Genomic DNA, 17,866 nt, shown 5'->3' on the forward strand with positions numbered 1-17,866 from the left:
GACCGCACACAGCGGAGCACGAGCACCGTGTGAGGCCCCGCCCGCCTCCGGAAGGACCCCATGACGATCGCACCCCCCGCCGCCGACGACCTCGTGGTGACCGACCCCGTGAACGGATCGATCGCGTCCACCGTGCGCCGCTCGAGCGAGGACGACGTCCGCAACGCCGTCGCTCGCGCCCGTGCCGCTGCCGGTGCCTGGGCCCGGACCGCGCCGGCCGAGCGCGGTGCCCTGCTGCACGCCGCCGCCGAGCACCTCCGTGCCCACGCGCAGGAGCTGGCGGACCTGAACACCCGCGAGACCGGTAAGGTGCCCGGCGACGCACTCGGTGGGGTCGAGGCCGGCATCGGCACGCTCGTGCAGTACGCCGAGCTCGGGCCGGTGCACCGCGGTGAGGCCCTGCGCGGGCAGTTCGGTGCCGCCGACTGGTCGGTGCCGCACCCGCGTGGCGTGGTGCTCGCCCTGACGCCGTGGAACGACCCGGTCGCCGTGGCGTGCGGGATCCTCGGCGCAGCGATCGTCACGGGCAACACCGTGGTGCACAAGGGCAGCGAACGCTGCCCGGCGACCTTCGCCCGACTCAACGCGCTGCTCGCCGAGGTCCTGCCGGACGGTGTGCTCATCGGGGTCGACGGCGACGCGACCACCGGCGAGCAGCTCCTGGCGCAGGAGGGCATCGACGTCTACGCGCACGTCGGGTCGACCGCGACCGGTGACCGCCTGAGCGAGGTGGCCGCGACCACCCGCGCCCACGTCATCCGCGAGAACGGCGGAAACGACCCGGTCATCGTCGACGCCGACGTCGACCCCGAGTGGGCCGCCGCACAGGTCGCCCTCGGCGCGTTTGCGAACACCGGCCAGATCTGCACCAGCGTCGAGCGGGTGTACGTGCACCAGGACGTCGCCGAGCCCTTCGTCGCCGCGCTCGTCGCCGAGGCGGAGCGCCGCACGGCCGCACCCGCCGCGGAGTTCGGGCCGCTCGTGGACGACCGGCTGCGCGAGCTCGTGCAGCACCACGTCGACGACGCGATCGCCCGCGGCGCTTCGGCCCGAACCGGTGGCGTCACGCCCGGCGGGCTCGGATCGTTCTACCCGGCGACCGTCCTGACCGACTGCACGGACGACATGCTCGTGCTGACCGAGGAGACCTTCGGCCCGATCGCCCCGGTGCGCATCGTGTCGGACTTCGCGGAGGGACTCCGGCTCGCCGCGGCCGACCGATACGGCCTCGCGGCCACGGTGCTGACGAACGACACCGCGCACGCGCTCCGCGCCGCGGCCGAGCTGCCCGTCGGCACCGTCAAGGTGAACGCCGTGTTCGGTGGCGCTCCGGGCGGCAGCGCTCAGCCCCGCGGTGCCTCGGGCGCCGGGTTCGGGTACGGCCCGCACCTGCTCGACGAGATGACGACCACGACGGTGGTGCACCTCGAGGCCGCACCGCCGCGCCGCACCGCCGAGCCGTCGACCGCAGCAGCCGGCAGCACCGCAGCCACCAGCCGCACCACAGCCGACACCGGCGCCGCCGATGGTGCCACCGGCCCCGCAGCCGCTGCCGGCGCCACCGCCGGCAGCGCCGACACCGTGGGAGGCACCCGATGACCGCGGACGTCCGGCTGGTCCGTGACCTCGTCGCCACGGTCGACGACCGCGAACCCCTCGTCGTCGTCATCGGCGACTGCATCCTCGACCGCTGGACCGTCGGCGAGGCCGAGCGGGTCTCCCGCGAGGCCCCGGCCCCCGTCGTCCGCGTCACCGAGACCATCGCGGTGCCGGGCGGTGCGGCGAACACAGCCGTGAACGCCCGCGCCCTCGGCGCCCGGGTCCGCATGGTGGGGCTCATCGGTGACGACGAGGCCGGTGACGTCCTACGCCAGCGGCTCGAGGCTGCCGGCGTCGACACGTCGTTCCTGGTCGAGATCCCCGGTGCCCGCACCACGACGAAGTCGCGCGTGGTCGGCGGTGACCGCGTCGTGGTCCGCGTCGACGAGCTGGCAGCGACCCCGACCGCCGAGCACGGCGAACGTCTCGCCCGCTCGGTGGCCCGTGCCGTCCGGTGCGCCGACGCCGCCGTCGTGTGCGACTACGGTCTGGGCGTCCGCGCCGAGGACGTCGTGCCGATGCTCGACCGTGACCGCCCCGGCGCCGTCGTGGTCGACGCGCACGACCTGACCCGCTGGGCCGCGCTGCACCCCGACCTCGTCACGCCGAACGCCGGTGAGACCGCCGCGCTGCTCGGCACGGAGCTCGGCACCGGCGCGGACCGCGTCGGCACCGTCGTCGCGGCCCGTGCCGACGTGCTCGCCCGCAGTGGCGCCCGTGCCGCGGTGGTCACGCTCGACCGCGACGGCACCGTGCTGCTCGAGCCCGGCTCCGACCAGGGGTTCCGGACGCGTGCGACGCCCGCCTCGGAGCAGCAGGCCTCAGGCGCCGGTGACACCTTCTGCGCCGCCGCGACCGTCGCCCTCGCCGTGCAGGCACCCCTGCGCGATGCCGTCGCGGTCGCCCAGGCCGCTGCCGACGTCGTCGTCCGCGAGGCCGGCACGTCCGTCTGCACCGCCGCCGCCCTGCTCGACTCGGTGACCGCCCCGGCGGCGACCGTCGTCGACCACGACGAGCTCGCCACCGCCGTCGAGGCCGCTCGCCAGGCCGGCCGCCGCGTCGTCTTCACGAACGGCTGCTTCGACGTCGTGCACCGCGGGCACACCACGTACCTGCGGCAGGCCCGTGACCTGGGCGACCTGCTCGTCGTCGCCCTGAACGACGACGACTCGGTGCGCCGGCTGAAGGGCCCGGAGCGGCCGATCAACCCGGCCGAGGACCGCGCCGGCGTGCTCGCTGCACTGGCCTGCGTCGACCTGGTCACGGTGTTCGCGACGGACACCCCCATCCCGCTCATCGAGCGGCTGCGCCCCGAGGTCTACGTCAAGGGCGGGGACTACTCCCCCGAGATGCTGACCGAGACCGAGGTCGTGCGCGGCTACGGCGGCGAGGTCGTCATGGTCGACTACGTGCCCGAGCACTCCACCAGCGCCGTCGTGCGCCGGATCCGCGAAGCCGCTGCGCGGCCCGAACCGGACCCGGCACCGTGACCGCCCGCTGGTCCGGGTCCTGGGCGAAGGCCCCCGATCCAGCGGACACGAGCACGGTCGACGTCGACGTGCTCATCCCGACCGTCGGCCGGCCGGCCGAGCTCGCCACGACGCTCGCCGGCCTCGCCGCCCAGACCGAGGTCGACCTGCGCGTCGTCCTCAGCGACCAGTCCGCGGACGGAGACGCCGCCAGCGCGCCGGCGGTCGCCGCGATGCTCCGCGTCCTGGAGGCGCAGGGCCGGCCCGTCACGCTCCTCACCCACCCGGAACGGCGTGGCCTGGCAGAGCACCGGCAGTTCCTGCTCGACCACGCCGAGGCCGCCGCGGTGCTGTTCCTCGACGACGACGTCTGGCTCGAGCCGGGGTCGATCGCGCGGATGCTCGACGCGCTGCGCACCCTGGGCTGCGGCTTCGTCGGCAGCGCCGTGCAGGGCCTGTCGTACCTGCAGGACCGCCGTCCGCACGAGACCTCGGTGTTCGAACGGTGGGACGGCCCCGTCGTGCCCGAGGTGGTGCGCCGCGGCACCCCCGGCTTCGACCGTTGGTCACTGCACAACGCCGCGAACCCGACGCACGTCGCCGCCGACCTCGACCTGCACCCCGGCGAGTGGGTTCCCTACCGCGTCGCGTGGGTCGGTGCCTGCGCGCTCTACGACCGCCGTGCGCTCGAGGAGGTCGGGGGCTTCCGGTTCTGGGACACCCTGCCGCCCGAGCACGCCGGCGAGGACGTCGTGGCGCAGTGGCGGGTGATGGAACGCTTCGGTGGTGCGGGCATCATGCCCTCGGGGGCCGTGCACCTGGAGGCCCCGACCACCGTCGTCGACCGCCGGGTGGACGCACCCGACGTGGTCTTCGCGGACCGGAACGTCATACCGCGGTAGGGGGTGGTCGAGACCGCCGCGGGATGGCCAGCGCGCGTCGGCTCCGTAGCGTCGTCCTCGTCGACGAGTTCCGTCGGCGGGAGGGAGCACCCCGTGTTCGACCAGATCACCCCGCTCGTCGTCGAGCTGGCCGCGAGCCCGCTCGTCTACGTCGTCCTCTTCGTACTGTGCCTGGTGGACGGCTTCTTCCCGCCGGTGCCGAGCGAGTCCGCCCTGGTCGCGGTCGCCGCGATCGCCGCGACGTCCGGACAACCCGTCCTCGCCGTGGTGCTCGTCGCCGCCGCCCTCGGAGCGATCGCCGGCGACTCGATCGCGTACTGGATCGGACGCCGGATCGGGTTCGCCCGGCTGGCCCGTTCGAAGCGACCACGGATCGCGGCGGCCTTCGCGTTCGCCGAGCGGCAGATGCAGCGCCGCTCCGCCAGCCTCATCCTGACCGGGCGCTTCATCCCCGTCGGCCGGGTCGCGGTCAACATGACCGCCGGAGCGACCGGCCTGCCCTACCGCCGGTTCCTGGCGATCAGCGCGATCGCGGGGCTGGCGTGGTCGGCGGTGTCGATCGGCATCGCCCTGGCCGCGTCGAGCGTGCTGCACGAACCGATCGTCGCGGCCCTGGTGTCGATGGTGGTCGCCGCCGGGCTCGGGATCGCGGTCGACCGGGTGCTCGGTACCATCAGCCGCAGGCGCGAAGCCCGTGACGCCCGCGCCGCAGCCGCAGCCGCAGCCGCAGCCACCACAGCCACACCCGCCACAGCCACCGCCATCGCCCCCGAACCCTGGCTCGCCCGAACCGGAGAGACCGCCCGCCCGTGACCGTCGTCCCGAAGCCCCGACCCACCTGGGTCCGGCCAGCCGTGCAGATCGGCTTCGTCGTCGTCGCGGTGTCCCTGTTCGCCGTCGCCGCACCCGTGACCGCCGTGTTCTACGGCGTCCCCGTGCCGCTCGCGTTGCTCGTGACCGCCGTCCTTTCGGCGAGCATCGGCCTCGCACCGCTCTTCCCCCGCACGGCGTCGGGCGCGCACCTCGTCGCCCTCGCCGGCCTCGGGGTCCTGACGGCACCCGGCACCATCGGGCCCTGGCCGGTCTCGGTCACGAGCATCGTCGGCCTCAGCGTGCTGCTCGTCGTGCTGGGCGTCCGCACCACCTGGCGGCTCACCGCGGTGGTCTGGGTCGCGGCGACACTGCTCACCCTGCTGCTCATCGGCGTGACGCCCGACCGGTGGGGACAGGTCGACGTCTGGGCGACGAGCTTCGTGGTGAGCGCCGGCGACACCCTCGTCGTGGCGGCCGCTGCGGTCGTGATCGGGCAGCGCCGGACCGTGCGCGAGGAACTCGCCGCCGCCCGCCGCGACACCGAGCTCGAGCAGGCCCGACGCCGGACGGTCGAGGAGCGCTCCCGGATCGCCCGCGAGCTCCACGACGTCGTCGCCCACAGCATGTCCGTCGTGCACATGCAGGCCGAGTCCGCCCCGTACCGCGTCGCGGACCTGCCGCCGGACGCCCGCACCGAGTTCGCCGCGATCGCCGAGACCTCGCGCACGGCCCTGCGGGAGATGCGGCAGCTGCTCGGCACCCTGCGTGGCGACGCCGACGCCGAGCGCGCACCGCAGCCGCGGCTCGCCGACCTGTCCGCACTGGTGCAGGCCACCCGCGCGGCCGGTATCCCCGTCGACCTGCGACTCGACGAGCGGCTCGACCCGGACCTCGACGACGTCGACCGGCTCGCACAGCTCACCGTGTACCGGGTCGTGCAGGAGGCGCTCGGCAACGTGGCCCGGCACGCGCCCGGTGCGACCACCGTGGTGACGGTCGGGAGGCACGGGCCGGCCCTCACGGTCGAGGTCGCCAACACCGCGCCACCGGCCGGCAGCGTGCCCGGTGCGCCGCCGGACGACGGCGGCTTCGGTCTGGCGGGCATGCGCGAGCGGGTCGCCGCGCTCCGCGGCACCATCGACCACGGACCGGACCCGGACGGCGGCTTCCGCGTCGCCGTCAGTCTGCCCACCCGGCCCACCGCGACCACGTCGCAGCCGACGGCCGACGGGGCAAGCCGATGACGCGGGTGATGGTGGTCGACGACCAACAGATGTTCCGTGTCGGACTGCGGGCGATCCTCCAGGCCCAGGACGACGTCGAGGTCGTCGGCGAGGCCGCGAACGGTGCCGAGGCGGTCGTCATGGCGATCCGGCTCCGGCCGGACGTGATCCTGATGGACGTCCGGATGCCGGAGCTCGACGGGATCGAGGCGACCCGGCGGATCACCACGGCGCCCGCGGAGTCGCCCGTCCGCGTGGTGATGCTCACGACGTTCGACATCGACGACTACGTGTTCGACGCGCTCCGTGCCGGGGCGAGCGGGTTCCTGCTCAAGGACGCGAGCGCCGAGGAGCTCGTGCAGGCCGTGCGGACCGTCGCGGCCGGTGACTCCCTGCTCGCACCGCGGGTGACCCGGCACCTCGTCGAGGCCTTCGTCGCCGGTCCGCAGCCGACGGCGCCGCGGACCGAGGTGCTCGACGTGCTGACCGACCGGGAGCGTGACGTGTTCCTGCTGATGGCGCGGGGGCGGTCGAACGGCGAGATCGCGGCGGAGTTGTTCATCGCCGAGCAGACCGTCAAGACCCACGTCGGCCGGGTCCTGGCGAAGCTGCAGCTGCGGGACCGGGTGCACGCCGTGGTGCTGGCCTACGAGAGCGGGCTGGTCACGCCGTCCGCGTGAGGTGCGGGCCCGGAGCGCGACCCGAGACGGACGGGAGGCCCGGTGCCAGCTGGCACCGGGCCTCCCGTCAGCGGTGTGGTCGCGACTCAGGCGGCGAGGTGCGCCTGCAGGAACCAGCGGTCCTTGGTCAGCGCGCGCTCGATCTCGATCGCGACGTCCTGGCTGTTGAGGTCGACCTCGTCGAGGCCGTCGACCGCACGGCGGACCTGCAGCAGCGCGGCGTCGATCTGGGCGATCACCTCGGTGATGGTGACGTCGGAGTTCTGGAAGCCCTGCGACAGCGGCGGCAGCGTGGTGTTCGCGGCGACGGTCGCGATGCGCGAGTCGACCGGCAGGCCGAGGGCGACGATGCGCTCCGCAGCCTTGTCCGCGTAGTCCTGCGCGTGCTCGACGATCTCGTCGAGGAGCTCGTGCACGCCGACGAAGTTGCGGCCACGGACGTGCCAGTGGGCCTGCTTGCCGTTGACGACGAGTGCCTCGAGGTCGATGACGACGGGGGCGAGGAACTGGGCGACCCCGGCTGCGAGCTCCGGCGTGGTCGAGAACGGGGACGTGGTGCTCGGGGTGGTGGTGCTGCTCTGCGTGGTCATGGCACAACCATGCCCCCGTCTTTTGCACATTGCAAGGAAGAGCAGGCTGCCCTTACCCGCCGTACTCGACCTGGACCTGCTGGCCGGCGTCGGTGAGTTCGAGCTGCACCATGGACCGAGCGCGCTCGATCCACGGGCTGTCCGCGCACCCGATCCACACCGAGGTGCGGGGCTCGCAGCCCGTCACGCACCACTCGGCGGCCCACCCCGTCAGGGCGTGTGCGAGGGCTTCGCCGTGGTCGGCGAAGACCAGCGGGGCGACGGCCGAGCTGCGGGCGCTCCGGACCAGCCAGGTCACGGTGACGCGCGGCGGGGCCGGCAGGATGCGGATCTGCTCGTCGAGGGCGACCTCGACGAAGACCTGCCCGTACGCGTTCTCGGGGAGTTCCTCGAGCTGGCGGTGGATCTCGACGAGGTCCTCGGCACCGCCCGCGATGAGGATGCGTTCGCTGGGCTGTCGCCGGGTCCGTGCCATGTGGCAACGGTAAGGGAAGCCTTACCTCATCACAAGGGGGAACGACCGGTTCCGGCGATGTCCACAGCCGGCACACCGAGTTCGTGCGACAGGAACCGCCACATCCAGGACAGGGCGACCGTGTTCGTCAGGCCCGGGACGCCCTGGGCGATCTGCGTCGCGACGCCGTCGCTGTACGCGGCGAGCTGCAGCGCGACGGTGTCGGCGTCGACGGGGTCGCCGCCGTCGCTGTAGGTGCCCTGGCGCGTGCCACCGAACACCCCGGCGTCCACCCCGCGCCGGATGACCCGCACGAGGCAGGCCTCCCAGACGCGGATGCGTTCGGCGTACTCGGCGGCCACCTCGGGCCGCCGGACCACCGCGGTCCAGTAGTCGGACCAGATCCGCCAGTGCTGCCGGACCTGCTCGGTGTCGCCGAACAGCGGGGCGACGAGCATCCGCAACCCCACCAGCACGTCGGGTTCGGCGTCGACCGCTGCGACGATGGCGCCGTAGAAGCGCTCCGTCTCGAGCACCACGACCTCGTTGAGGATCTCCGCGACGCTGCCGAAGTGGTACGTCACGGTGCCGACGGAGACGCCTGCCTCGGCCGCGATGTCACGCAGTCCGGTGGCGCCGACGCCGTTCCGGACGATCACCGCGCGGGCGGCCTCGACGATCATCGCGCGCCGGACCTCCGGCCGCTGCCGGACGCGTGCCGCCGCGGTCACGCCGAGGTCCGTGGGACGTCGTCGACGAAGGTCCGCTCGGTGACGAGCACCTCGGGTTCGTCGGGTCCGCCGTCGCGGGCCCAGGCGCGCACGGTGTTGACGACGTGGAAGGTGTCGGCGTCGGCGGTGACCTCGGACGTCGTCTCGAGGCGCGCGGCCCACTCCGGCTTCGTCAGCCCGATCGCCCAGCGGGAACTCGCCCGTGCGCTGGTCGGGTCGTCGGAGCGGATCCGGTACGTCTCGCGGGCGTCCTCGGTGAACACGAGGCCGTCCGGGTAGACGCGTCCGCCGCCGTACCCGGGATCGACGTCGAGCGTCCACTCCCCCGTCTCGACGTCGTGCGTCACCGTGCGCTGCGGCAGCGGGTCGGCCGGCGCGACGCGCTCGATCACGAGGGGCTCGGACCGTTCGGGCTCGGCGAAGGCCACCCCGTCGTCGGTCTCCCGGGTCCAGGTGGGCAGGGTGACGCTCGAGGTGGTCGGGTCGATCGTCACGGTGGCCTCGACGCCGTGCGGCCACACCCACGGCCAGTACGACGAGGAGACCGCGATGCGCAGCCGGTGTCCGGCGGCGAACCGGTGTCCGGTCGAGACCAGGCGCACGGGCAGGTCGGCGGGTGTCCCGGGCACGAGCACGTCGTCGCGGTCCATCCCGTCGCGCTTCGCGGCGTTCAGTACCCCGCGCGTGACGAGCGTCGACGAGCCGTCCGGTGCGACGTCGCAGAGCCGCACGGTCAGGGTGGCCCGGGGCTGGTCGCTCGTGACGGACAGCCGCACGAGCACGTTGCCGAGCAGGTCGAACGCCTTGCCGACGGGCAGGTCGAAGGTGACCGACCGGCCGTCCTCGGCGCGCTGGTCCGTCGGCAGGTCGGTGGCGTTGCCGAACGGGAAGAACCGACCGGCGTCCACCCCGGTGTGCTGCGGCGACCGCACGACGACCGGCCCGAGGTCACCGCCGCGCAGGGCGGCGAGGGGCAGGACACGCTCGTGGGTCGCGGCGGAGGGCCACGCCTCGGCACCGATCCAGCGACCGCGGCGGCCGGCGTAGTAGGGCGCGGGGGCTTCGCCCTCGTTGATCCAGGCCCGCAGTGCGGGGTCGTCCTCGACGCCGGTGTCGACCCCGCGCAGCCAGCGGTCCCACCACCGCAGGGTCTCCTGCAGGAACCCGATCGACGGCCCCGGCGCGAGTCCACGGTCCGGGTACTGGTGCGACCACGGGCCGACGATGCCCTTCACGGGGGCGCTGACGTGGTCGACGAGCCGGAGCACGGCGTCCCGGTAGGGGTCCGCCCACCCGCCGACCGCGAGCACCGCGGCGCGGATGCCGTCGTAGTCCTCGGCCGCGCTGCCGTGCCGCCAGTAGTCGTCGCGCTCCTGGTGCGCGAGCCACACCGGCGTCATCGGGCGGTTCGCCTCGAGACGTTCCCGCCACCGGTCGATCCACCCGGCACCGACGACCTCGGGCCGTGGCGGCCGCGAGTTGAAGGCGAACATCGTCGCGCCCCAGGCCGCCATGTCGATGCCGAGCACGGCGCCGCCGACGTAGTGCACGTCGTTGTCGTACCGGTCGTCCGTCGAGCAGACCGTCACGATGGCCTTGAGGGCGGCGGGTGCCCGGGCTGCGAGCTGCAGCGCGTTGAAGCCGCCCCACGAGATGCCGAACATGCCGACGGCACCGGTCGACCACGGCTGCTCGGCGAGCCAGGCGATCACGGCTTCGCCGTCGAGCAGCTCCTGCTCGCTGTACTCGTCGTCGAAGAACCCGTCGGACGACCCGGTGCCGCGGATGTCGACCCGCACCGAGGCGTACCCGTGCTGGGCGTACCAGGGGTGCCGCTCCGAGTCGCGCGGTGCGGTCCAGTCGTCGAGCCGGTACGGCAGGTACTCGAGCAGCACCGGCGTCGGGTCGCTGGGCGCACCCGATTGCGTCGGCGGCTGCGACGGTGCCCAGATCCGGGCGTGCAGCCGGACACCGTCGGGCATCGGGATCCACTCGTCGCGGACCGTCACGCCCGCGGGCAGCGAGCCGGGGTCGCCGATGGCGGTGAAGGTGGTGGCGGCGGTGCCGTGGTCGGTGCCGTCGTCGGTGGTCATGCGTCCTCCCAGTTGCGGGTGCGGTGTCCGTCGCCGTGGTCGGTCCAGCCGTCAGCGTGCCGCCAGCGCGGCACCCCGTCACCGACGTCGGGCAGGGTCGTGCTGCCGGGTTCGAGCGTCGCCGCGAGCAGCGTCGACGTGTACGGGTGGTTCGGGCCGGTGAACACCCGCTCGGTCGGTCCGATCTCGACGATCCGGCCACCGGTCATCACCGCGACCCGGTCCGCCACACCCCGCACCACGGCGAGGTCGTGGCTGATGAACAGGCAGGCGAGGCCCCGCTCGCGCTGCAGGTCGGCCAGCAGCGCGAGGATCCCCGCCTGCACCTGCACGTCGAGCGCGGTGGTGATCTCGTCGGCGATCACGAGCGACGGCTCCGCTGCCAGTGCACGCGCGATCCCGACGCGCTGCCGCTGCCCACCTGAGAGCTGCGCGGGCAGGCGGTCGGCGAACTCCGGCCTGAGCCCGACCTGGCTGAGCAGTGCCCCGACGCGATCGCGCGAGGACGAGCCGCTGAACAACCGGAGCGGCCGCGCGACGGCTGCACCCACGGTGCGCCGCGGGTTGAGCGACGTGTCCGCGTTCTGGAACACGAGCTGCACGGCACGCCGCAGGGCGGGCGCGCGGCCGGCGATCGGCTCGCGCAGGTCGCCGCTCGTCGTGCCGTCGTCGTACGTGAACGTCCCCGACTCGGCCGGTACCAGGCCGGCCAGCGCCGTCGCGAGCGTCGACTTGCCGCTGCCGGACTCGCCCACGACGGCGAGCGTCTCGTGCGCGGCGATCGTGAACGAGACACCGTCGACGGCGGCCGGCAGGCCGCGGCCGTAGCGGATCACCAGGTCGTCCGCGGTCACCACGGGGCGGGCGGCGCGCTCGGGAGGCGCGGTGCCGGTGGCCGTGGAGCCGACCGTCCCGGGGACGGTCGCGTCCAGGGCGTCGCGATCCGCCCCTCTCCCCATCGGCACGGCCGACTCGCCGCTGGCGCGTCGATCCGGAACCGGCGACGTGGGCCCAGGCCGTCGCCCGTCCGGCACCGCGGCCAGCAGGGCGCGCGTGTACTCGTGCTGCGGCGCGGCGAAGAGCGCCGCGGTGGCGGCGTGCTCGACGACCTCGCCGTCGCGCATCACGGCGATCTCGTCCGCCATGGCGGACACCACCCCGAGGTCGTGGCTCACGAGCAGGACGGCCATGCCGAGCTGCCGACCGAGGTCGGCGACCAGGTCGAGGACCGCGGCCTGGGTGACGACGTCGAGGGCGGTGGTCGGTTCGTCGAGGACGAGCACGCGCGGCCGGGCCGCGACGGCCATCGCGATCGCGATGCGCTGCTGCTGCCCGCCGGACAACTGGTGCGGGTACCGGCGGACGATCGCGTCGGGGTCCGGCAGCCGGACCAGCCGCACCAGCTCGGCGACGCGTTCGGGGCCGTCGGGCTCGCCGTGGGCGCGGAGGGCCTCGCGGATCTGCTCGCCGACGCGCATCGACGGGGTGAGTGCCTGTCCGGCGTTCTGGGCGACGACCGAGGCGGTGCCGCCGCGGAGCGCCCGGCGACCGGCCGGCGACAGGGCGAACACGTCGGCGCCGTCGACGCGGACCGTCCCGCCGTCGATCGCCGACCCGGCGCGCAGGTGTGCGAGGAGCGTCCGCGCGACGGTGGACTTGCCGCTGCCGGACTCGCCGACCAGGCCGAGGGTGCGACCGGCCTCGATCGTGAACGAGACACCCCGGACGACGGGGACGCGCCGTTTGCCGGCGGCGTACGAGATGGACAGGTCGTCCACGCGGACGATCGCGTCGGGCACGGTCGCCGTCGCGGCGGGCGTCGTGCCGGTGTCGGTTCGGGTCATGCGCTGACTCCCTGCTTGGCGCGGTCGACGCCGAGCGACTTGCTCAGGCCGTCGGCCGCGAGGTTCAGTCCGATCACCAGCGTGGCGAGCGCCACGATCGGGGCGAGCGTGCCGAGCGGCACCACGGTGAGCGCGGTGCGGTTCTCCTGCACCATCAGGCCCCAGTCCGGGGTCGGCGGGTTCGCGCCGAAGCCCAGGAAGGACAGCGACGCGACGAGCAGCACGATCCACGAGGCCCGCATCGCGTACTCGACGAGCACGACGTCGAGCACGTTCGGCAGGATCTCGCGGAACACGATCGACAGCGGCCGCTCGCCCCGGGCGCGGGCCGCCGTGACGTAGTCCTGGGTGATCACGGTGCGGGCGGCGCCACGGACGACCCGGGTCACCGCGGGGGCGTAGACGACCGTGACGGCGAGGACGATGACCCAGAGGCCGGCGTCGAAGACCGTCACGACGACCAGGAGCGCGAGGATCGACGGCACGCTGAGCAGGGCGTCGACGACGCGCATGACGACCTCGTCGAACCAGTTGTCGGCGTAGGCCGTGACGCAGCCGAGCACGGTGCCGACCGCGACGGCGATCGTGGTGGCGAGGAAGGTCACGGACAGCGCGTACCGGCCGCCGTTCAGCGTGCGGGAGAGGACGTCACGCCCGTACTGGTCGGTGCCGAGCCAGTGCGTCCACGTCGGACCGGCGAGCACGTCGCCGGCGTTCGTGGCGACCGGATCGTGCCCGGCGATGACCGGCGCGAGCAGGGCGAGGACGACGTGCAGGGCGATGAGGCCGAGGCCGATGCTCAGCGCCGTCGACCCGCGCAGGGGTGCGAGCGCGCCGGCGAGCACGTCGCGTCCGACGCGGCGGCGGGGTGCGGTGGCGGTCATGCGGCGGCCTTCCTGGTGCTGCGGGCGCTGCGGGTGCGCGTGCGCGGTCGTCGCTGGCGGGTCCGCAGCTTCGGGTCGAGTGCGAGCGCGACGAGGTCGGCGGCCAGGTTGCACACGACGTAGATCAGGGCGCTCAGCAGGGCGATCGCCTCGATGGTGGGCAGGTCGCGGTTGAACACCGACTCGAGCATGAGCTTGCCCATCCCCGGGTAGTTGAAGACGTTCTCGACCACCACGACACCGCCGAGCAGCCACGCGACGTTGAGCGCGACGACGTTCAAGGTCGGGAGCAGGGCGCTCGGGACCGCGTGCTTCCAGACCACCCGGAGCATCGTCAGCCCCTTGAGCTCGGCCGTCGTGACGAACTCCGACGCCATCACGTCGATGGTCGACGAGCGAGCCGTCCGCACGATGTAGGCGGCCATCGCGAGCGTCAGCACGATGATCGGCAGCCAGATGGTGGGCAGCAGCTCGGCGACGGTGGCGTCACTCCCCCGCAGCACGACGGCGGGGAACACCGGCAGGCCGATCGCGAACAGCAGCACCAGGACGGTGGCGACCATGAACTCCGGCACGCTCATCACGACCAGGCTGACGATCGAGATCACCTTGTCGCTCGGACGACCGCGGCGGACACCGGCGACGACACCGAGCGTCAGGGACACCGTGACGCCGACGAGCATCGCGGGCACGGCGATGAGCATGCTGTTCCGGAAGGCCGTGAACAGCGTCGGGGCGACCGGTTCCCCGCTGACGAGCGAGGTGCCGAAGTCGCCGTGCACGGCGCCGCCGAGCCACTGCAGGTAGCGGAGCCAGACGTTCTGGTCGAGGCCGAGGGTCTCGCGCAGCTGCTTGACGGCGTCGGGGGTGGCGTTCTGCCCGAGCAGCTGCTGGGCGACGTCACCGGGGAGCGCCTGCACCGCGAGGAACACGAAGAGCGAGGCGAGCACCACCGTCAGCACGGCGATGCCGACGCGGCGGAGGACGGGGACGAGGACGTCCGACGGCGTGTTCGTGGTCGTCATCGGCGCAGTCCGATCCGCAGGTAGTCGAACTCGAAGCCGTACTCCGAGTAGTTCACGACGTCGCGGGACAACCCCACGAGCCGGTCGCCGAACATCGGCGTCATGTCGGCACCGTCCTCGACGACGAGCCGCTGGGCGTCCTGGTACAGGGTGAGCCGCTTGGCGTCGTCCATCTCGGCGCGGGCGTCGTCGAGCAGCCCGTCGAAGGTCTCGTTCGACCAGGCGCTCTCGTTGTACGACGACCCCGAGCGGAAGATCTGGTTGAGCAGCTGGTCGATCGGCCGCCCCGTGAACCAGTAGCTCACCATGAGCGGCTTCTGCATCCAGATCTGCGTGTAGTACGAGTCCGAGCTCGCGTTGCGGACGGTCAGACGGATCCCCGCGTCGGCGACGGCGTCGCGGTAGGCGACGGCCATCGGGGTGAACACCGACTCGTAGCTCGACGTGTAGATCGCGGCGCGGAAGTCCTCGCGCCCGGCCTGCTTGAGCAGCGCCCGGGCCTTGTCCGGGTCGTACTCGCGGTGGTCGTCGACGAACGCGGCGAGTTGCGGCGGCACGGGGTTGTCCCAACCTGCCGAACCGGTGCCCTGCAGGGCGGTGTCGACGATCTTCCGGGGGTCGTAGGCGAGCTTCATCGCCTGGCGCACCCGCGGGTCGCTGAACTCGTCGCTCGTGGCCAGCATCGGGATCGTGTACCACTGGGCGTTCTTCGACCGGGCGACGGTGGCGCGGTCGGACGCCGAGACCACCCGGGCGGTGGCGAAGTCCAGGTTGGTCTGCGAGATGAGGTCGATCTGTCCGGCGAGCAGGGCGTTCACCCGCGCGGTGGTGTCCTGGATCGAGTAGAAGTCGATGCCGTCGAGCGCCGGGCGGCCGGCGAAGTGGTCCGGGAACGCCTCGACGCTGCCGGCACCGGCGGGGGTGAACGACGACAGCCGGAACGGCCCCGTCCCGATCCCGGTGCGGCCGATGTCGGCGATGGCGTCGGCCGGCACGATGTAGCACTGGTAGGCGGTGAGCAGCGACGGGAACTCGGCGTTCGGCTTCGTCAGCGAGAAGCGCAGCGTGTACGGGTCGACGGCGCGCATCGAGTCGGCGTCCATGACCTCGCCGAGCACCCCGGCCTGCGGGCTGCCGGTCTTCTCGTCGAGGATGTGCTGGATGCTCGCGATGGCGTCGTCGGCGGTGAACCGAGAGCCGTCGTGGAAGGTCACGCCCCGGCGGAGCGCGAAGGTCCACTCGGTGCCGTCGGCGTTCGCGGACCACTCCTCGGCCAGGTCCGGTACCGGGGTGCCCTGCTGGTCGAGCTTGACGAGCCGGTTGTACAGCGCGCCGAGGTACTCGTAGGCCGACAGCGAGCTCGCGGAGTCGAGGGTCTCGGCGGCGGACGCGGCGGGTCGCGCGATGCGCAGGCGTCCGCCTCGACGGGCGACGCCGGTGGCCGCGGCCTCGGGGATCGTGGGGGTGCCGGCGGTCGCACCGGAGCTGCATCCGGCGAGCGTGAGCAGGCCGAGGCCGGCCAGACCGGCGGCGCCGGTGATGAGCGCCCGACGGCTCGGACCGTGGGCATTCCGGGGTTCGGGGACGATGGGCTGCATTCGGGGTGACCCCTCCTGTAATCGTTCCGGTGAACGATAGAGGTCCTCGGCCGATCCCCCAAGCCCGCTCCTGACGCGTGGGTCACCACCGCGCCCGACCCGATCGGCGAGCCCGCGCGGATCCACCGCCGCGCACGACCGTTCCGTCCACGGGTGGAACGTTTACCAACCCGTTACACGGCACCGCCCGGCACACGGCATGATCAGGAACGCACCGACGTCCCCGAGGAGGACCATGGCCACGTTCACCCGCGGGTTCGGCGGTCGCCGCGACGACCGCGACGACACTCGCATCCCGCCCGGTCAGACCCTGGTCCGCGACTGGCCCGTCTTGTCCGCCGGGGCGACGCCCGACATCGAGCCGACCGACTGGGCCTTCTCGATCCGCACCGAGTCCGGCCTGCACCAGTGGACCTGGGACGAGGTGCACGCACTCGGCGTCGAGGACGTCACCGTCGACATCCACTGCGTCACGCACTGGACCAAGCTCGACATGCCGTGGCGGGGTGTCTCGCTCGACCGCCTGTTCGAGGACGTCGAGACCGAACTCGACTACTGCATGGTGCACAGCCACGGCGGCTACACGACCAACGTCCCGCTCGACGAGCTGCTCGACGGGAAGTCCTGGATCGCCTTCGAGGCCGACGGCGAGCCCCTGACGCCCGAGCACGGTGGGCCCGCCCGCCTGCTGGTCCCCCACCTGTACTTCTGGAAGAGCGCCAAGTGGGTGCGCGGCATCGTCATGCAGTCCGACGACGAGCCCGGCTTCTGGGAGAACGCGGGCTACAACCTGCACGGCGACCCGTGGAAGGAAGAGCGGTACTGGTGACGCTCCCCGACACCGGCCTGGAGGCACGGATCACCCCCGTCGCTCGTCCCGCCACCCGCAGGCGGCCGGCCTGGCACGCCGCCACCGTCGCGTCCGTCGGCCGCGAGACGACGAACGCGCGCCGCATCGTCCTCGACGTCCCCACCTGGCCGGGCAACGACCCCGGGCAGCACCTGGACCTGCGACTGACCGCCGAGGACGGCTACCAGGCACAGCGCTCGTACTCGATCGCGTCGGCCGGCCCCGCGACCGACGTCGTGCTCGCGGTCGACCGGGTGGACGGCGGCGAGGTCTCGCCGTTCCTCGTCGACGCCGTCGAGGTCGGCGACGCGCTCGAGGTCCACGGACCCCTGGGCGGCTGGTTCGTCTGGCGGCCGGGCGAGTCCACCCGTCCGGTGCAGCTCATCGCCGGCGGCTCCGGCATCGTGCCGCTCGTCGCGATGGTGACCGCGCACGCCGAGGCGGACGACCCGGCGCCCTTCCGGCTCCTCGCGGCCGTCCGCACACCGGACGACGTGTTCTTCCGTGCGGAACTCGACCAGGCGCTCGCGAGCCGGGCACCGCTCGAGGTGACCCACGTGTACAGCCGCACCGCGCCTCCAGGCTCGACCGTGCCGGCCGGACGGCTGACGCGGGACACGCTCGCTGCCGCGGTGTTCCCGCCGGACGCGGGCGCCCTGGTCTACGTGTGCGGGTCGACGCCGTTCGTCGAGCAGGTGCTGCGCTGGCTCACCGAGCTCGGACACGACACCAGCGACGTGCGCGCCGAACGGTTCGGGGGCAACTGATGGTCGTCGTGGACGGCAACGCGCTGGCGGGGACGTTGGCCGACAGTCTGGGGCCCGAGCCGACCGTGGTCGCCCTGCGCTGCGCCGGGTGCGGGTCGCTCGGGGTGCTCGGGCAGACCACCGTCTACCGCACCGCGATGGGGTCGGTGGCGCGCTGCCGCGGGTGTGACACGGTGCTCGTCACGGTCGTCGAGTCCGGGGCCCGACGGTGGGTGGGGTTGCCCGGCGCCCGCACGATGTCGGCCTCTGTACCGGACGGCATCGAGTAGCACAAGGCTTGCGCGGCAGGTCGTGCGGGTTTTTTGCGGGTTCCCGCAACCGTGGATCCGGTTCCCACCCGAACG

Annotated in this window: 17 protein-coding genes; 9 read left to right on the forward strand and 8 right to left on the reverse strand. The window is 73.2% G+C overall.

Features of this window, described 5'->3' with window-relative positions; translation table 11 throughout:
- The first annotated feature begins 60 nt into the window (after positions 1-60).
- The 6 genes from DEJ01_RS06565 (at position 61) to DEJ01_RS06590 (ending at position 6,686) form a co-directional block, all read left to right on the forward strand.
- Positions 61-1,599 (forward strand): aldehyde dehydrogenase, encoded by a 1,539-nt coding sequence (locus tag DEJ01_RS06565; protein WP_111092537.1) that lies wholly within the window; start codon positions 61-63, stop codon positions 1,597-1,599.
- Positions 1,596-3,089, forward strand: coding sequence for a D-glycero-beta-D-manno-heptose 1-phosphate adenylyltransferase (rfaE2, locus tag DEJ01_RS06570; protein WP_111092538.1), 1,494 nt, complete (start codon positions 1,596-1,598; stop codon positions 3,087-3,089). Before DEJ01_RS06565 ends, rfaE2 begins: the two co-directional genes overlap by 4 nt.
- The gene (locus DEJ01_RS06575; protein WP_111092539.1) at positions 3,086-3,970 is read left to right on the forward strand and encodes a glycosyltransferase family 2 protein; all 885 of its coding nucleotides are present in this window, start codon (positions 3,086-3,088) and stop codon (positions 3,968-3,970) included. Before rfaE2 ends, DEJ01_RS06575 begins: the two co-directional genes overlap by 4 nt.
- A 93-nt stretch (positions 3,971-4,063) precedes the next feature.
- Positions 4,064-4,783, forward strand: a complete 720-nt coding sequence (locus DEJ01_RS06580; protein ID WP_111092540.1) for a DedA family protein — start codon at positions 4,064-4,066, stop codon at positions 4,781-4,783.
- Complete coding sequence (locus DEJ01_RS06585) at positions 4,780-6,027, forward strand: sensor histidine kinase (protein ID WP_181438374.1); 1,248 nt, start codon at positions 4,780-4,782, stop codon at positions 6,025-6,027. Before DEJ01_RS06580 ends, DEJ01_RS06585 begins: the two co-directional genes overlap by 4 nt.
- Positions 6,024-6,686, forward strand: a complete 663-nt coding sequence (locus tag DEJ01_RS06590) for a response regulator transcription factor (protein WP_111092542.1) — start codon at positions 6,024-6,026, stop codon at positions 6,684-6,686. The genes DEJ01_RS06585 and DEJ01_RS06590 overlap by 4 nt, the downstream gene beginning before the upstream one ends.
- An 86-nt stretch (positions 6,687-6,772) precedes the next feature.
- Here DEJ01_RS06590 and DEJ01_RS06595 read toward each other — a convergent pair whose 3' ends face one another.
- The 8 genes from DEJ01_RS06595 to DEJ01_RS06630 are packed head-to-tail and all read right to left on the reverse strand — an operon-like array spanning position 6,773 to position 15,905.
- Positions 6,773-7,276 (reverse strand): Dps family protein, encoded by a 504-nt coding sequence (locus tag DEJ01_RS06595; RefSeq protein WP_071244661.1) that lies wholly within the window; start codon positions 7,274-7,276, stop codon positions 6,773-6,775.
- 52 nt (positions 7,277-7,328) lie between these two features.
- Complete coding sequence (locus DEJ01_RS06600) at positions 7,329-7,751, reverse strand: SIP domain-containing protein (protein ID WP_071244660.1); 423 nt, start codon at positions 7,749-7,751, stop codon at positions 7,329-7,331.
- A 29-nt stretch (positions 7,752-7,780) separates the two neighbouring features.
- The gene (locus tag DEJ01_RS06605; RefSeq protein ID WP_111092543.1) at positions 7,781-8,461 is read right to left on the reverse strand and encodes a TetR/AcrR family transcriptional regulator; all 681 of its coding nucleotides are present in this window, start codon (positions 8,459-8,461) and stop codon (positions 7,781-7,783) included.
- Positions 8,458-10,554 (reverse strand): CocE/NonD family hydrolase, encoded by a 2,097-nt coding sequence (locus DEJ01_RS06610; protein ID WP_111092544.1) that lies wholly within the window; start codon positions 10,552-10,554, stop codon positions 8,458-8,460. The genes DEJ01_RS06605 and DEJ01_RS06610 overlap by 4 nt, the downstream gene beginning before the upstream one ends.
- Complete coding sequence (locus DEJ01_RS06615; RefSeq protein ID WP_111092545.1) at positions 10,551-12,398, reverse strand: ABC transporter ATP-binding protein; 1,848 nt, start codon at positions 12,396-12,398, stop codon at positions 10,551-10,553. Before DEJ01_RS06615 ends, DEJ01_RS06610 begins: the two co-directional genes overlap by 4 nt.
- Positions 12,395-13,282 carry an ABC transporter permease gene (locus DEJ01_RS06620; protein ID WP_071244656.1) on the reverse strand — a complete coding sequence of 296 codons (888 nt, stop codon included), beginning with the start codon at positions 13,280-13,282 and terminating at the stop codon, positions 12,395-12,397. Before DEJ01_RS06620 ends, DEJ01_RS06615 begins: the two co-directional genes overlap by 4 nt.
- Positions 13,279-14,307 carry an ABC transporter permease gene (locus DEJ01_RS06625; protein ID WP_111092546.1) on the reverse strand — a complete coding sequence of 343 codons (1,029 nt, stop codon included), beginning with the start codon at positions 14,305-14,307 and terminating at the stop codon, positions 13,279-13,281. Before DEJ01_RS06625 ends, DEJ01_RS06620 begins: the two co-directional genes overlap by 4 nt.
- On the reverse strand, positions 14,304-15,905 hold the full coding sequence (locus DEJ01_RS06630; protein ID WP_111092547.1) for an ABC transporter substrate-binding protein: 1,602 nt from the start codon (positions 15,903-15,905) through the stop codon (positions 14,304-14,306). Before DEJ01_RS06630 ends, DEJ01_RS06625 begins: the two co-directional genes overlap by 4 nt.
- Positions 15,906-16,140: 235 nt before the next feature.
- On the opposite strand from DEJ01_RS06630, the gene DEJ01_RS06635 reads away from it, so the two are divergent.
- From DEJ01_RS06635 to DEJ01_RS06645, 3 genes are read left to right on the forward strand one after another with little or no spacing between them, the layout of a single operon-like run.
- On the forward strand, positions 16,141-16,734 hold the full coding sequence (locus DEJ01_RS06635; protein ID WP_111092548.1) for a molybdopterin-dependent oxidoreductase: 594 nt from the start codon (positions 16,141-16,143) through the stop codon (positions 16,732-16,734).
- Complete coding sequence (locus DEJ01_RS06640) at positions 16,731-17,522, forward strand: ferredoxin reductase (protein ID WP_111092549.1); 792 nt, start codon at positions 16,731-16,733, stop codon at positions 17,520-17,522. The genes DEJ01_RS06635 and DEJ01_RS06640 overlap by 4 nt, the downstream gene beginning before the upstream one ends.
- Complete coding sequence (locus tag DEJ01_RS06645) at positions 17,522-17,791, forward strand: DUF6510 family protein (protein WP_111092550.1); 270 nt, start codon at positions 17,522-17,524, stop codon at positions 17,789-17,791. Before DEJ01_RS06640 ends, DEJ01_RS06645 begins: the two co-directional genes overlap by 1 nt.
- Positions 17,792-17,866: the final 75 nt, after the last annotated feature.

This window comes from Curtobacterium sp. MCLR17_040 (assembly GCF_003234735.1).
Classification (GTDB): domain Bacteria; phylum Actinomycetota; class Actinomycetes; order Actinomycetales; family Microbacteriaceae; genus Curtobacterium; species Curtobacterium flaccumfaciens.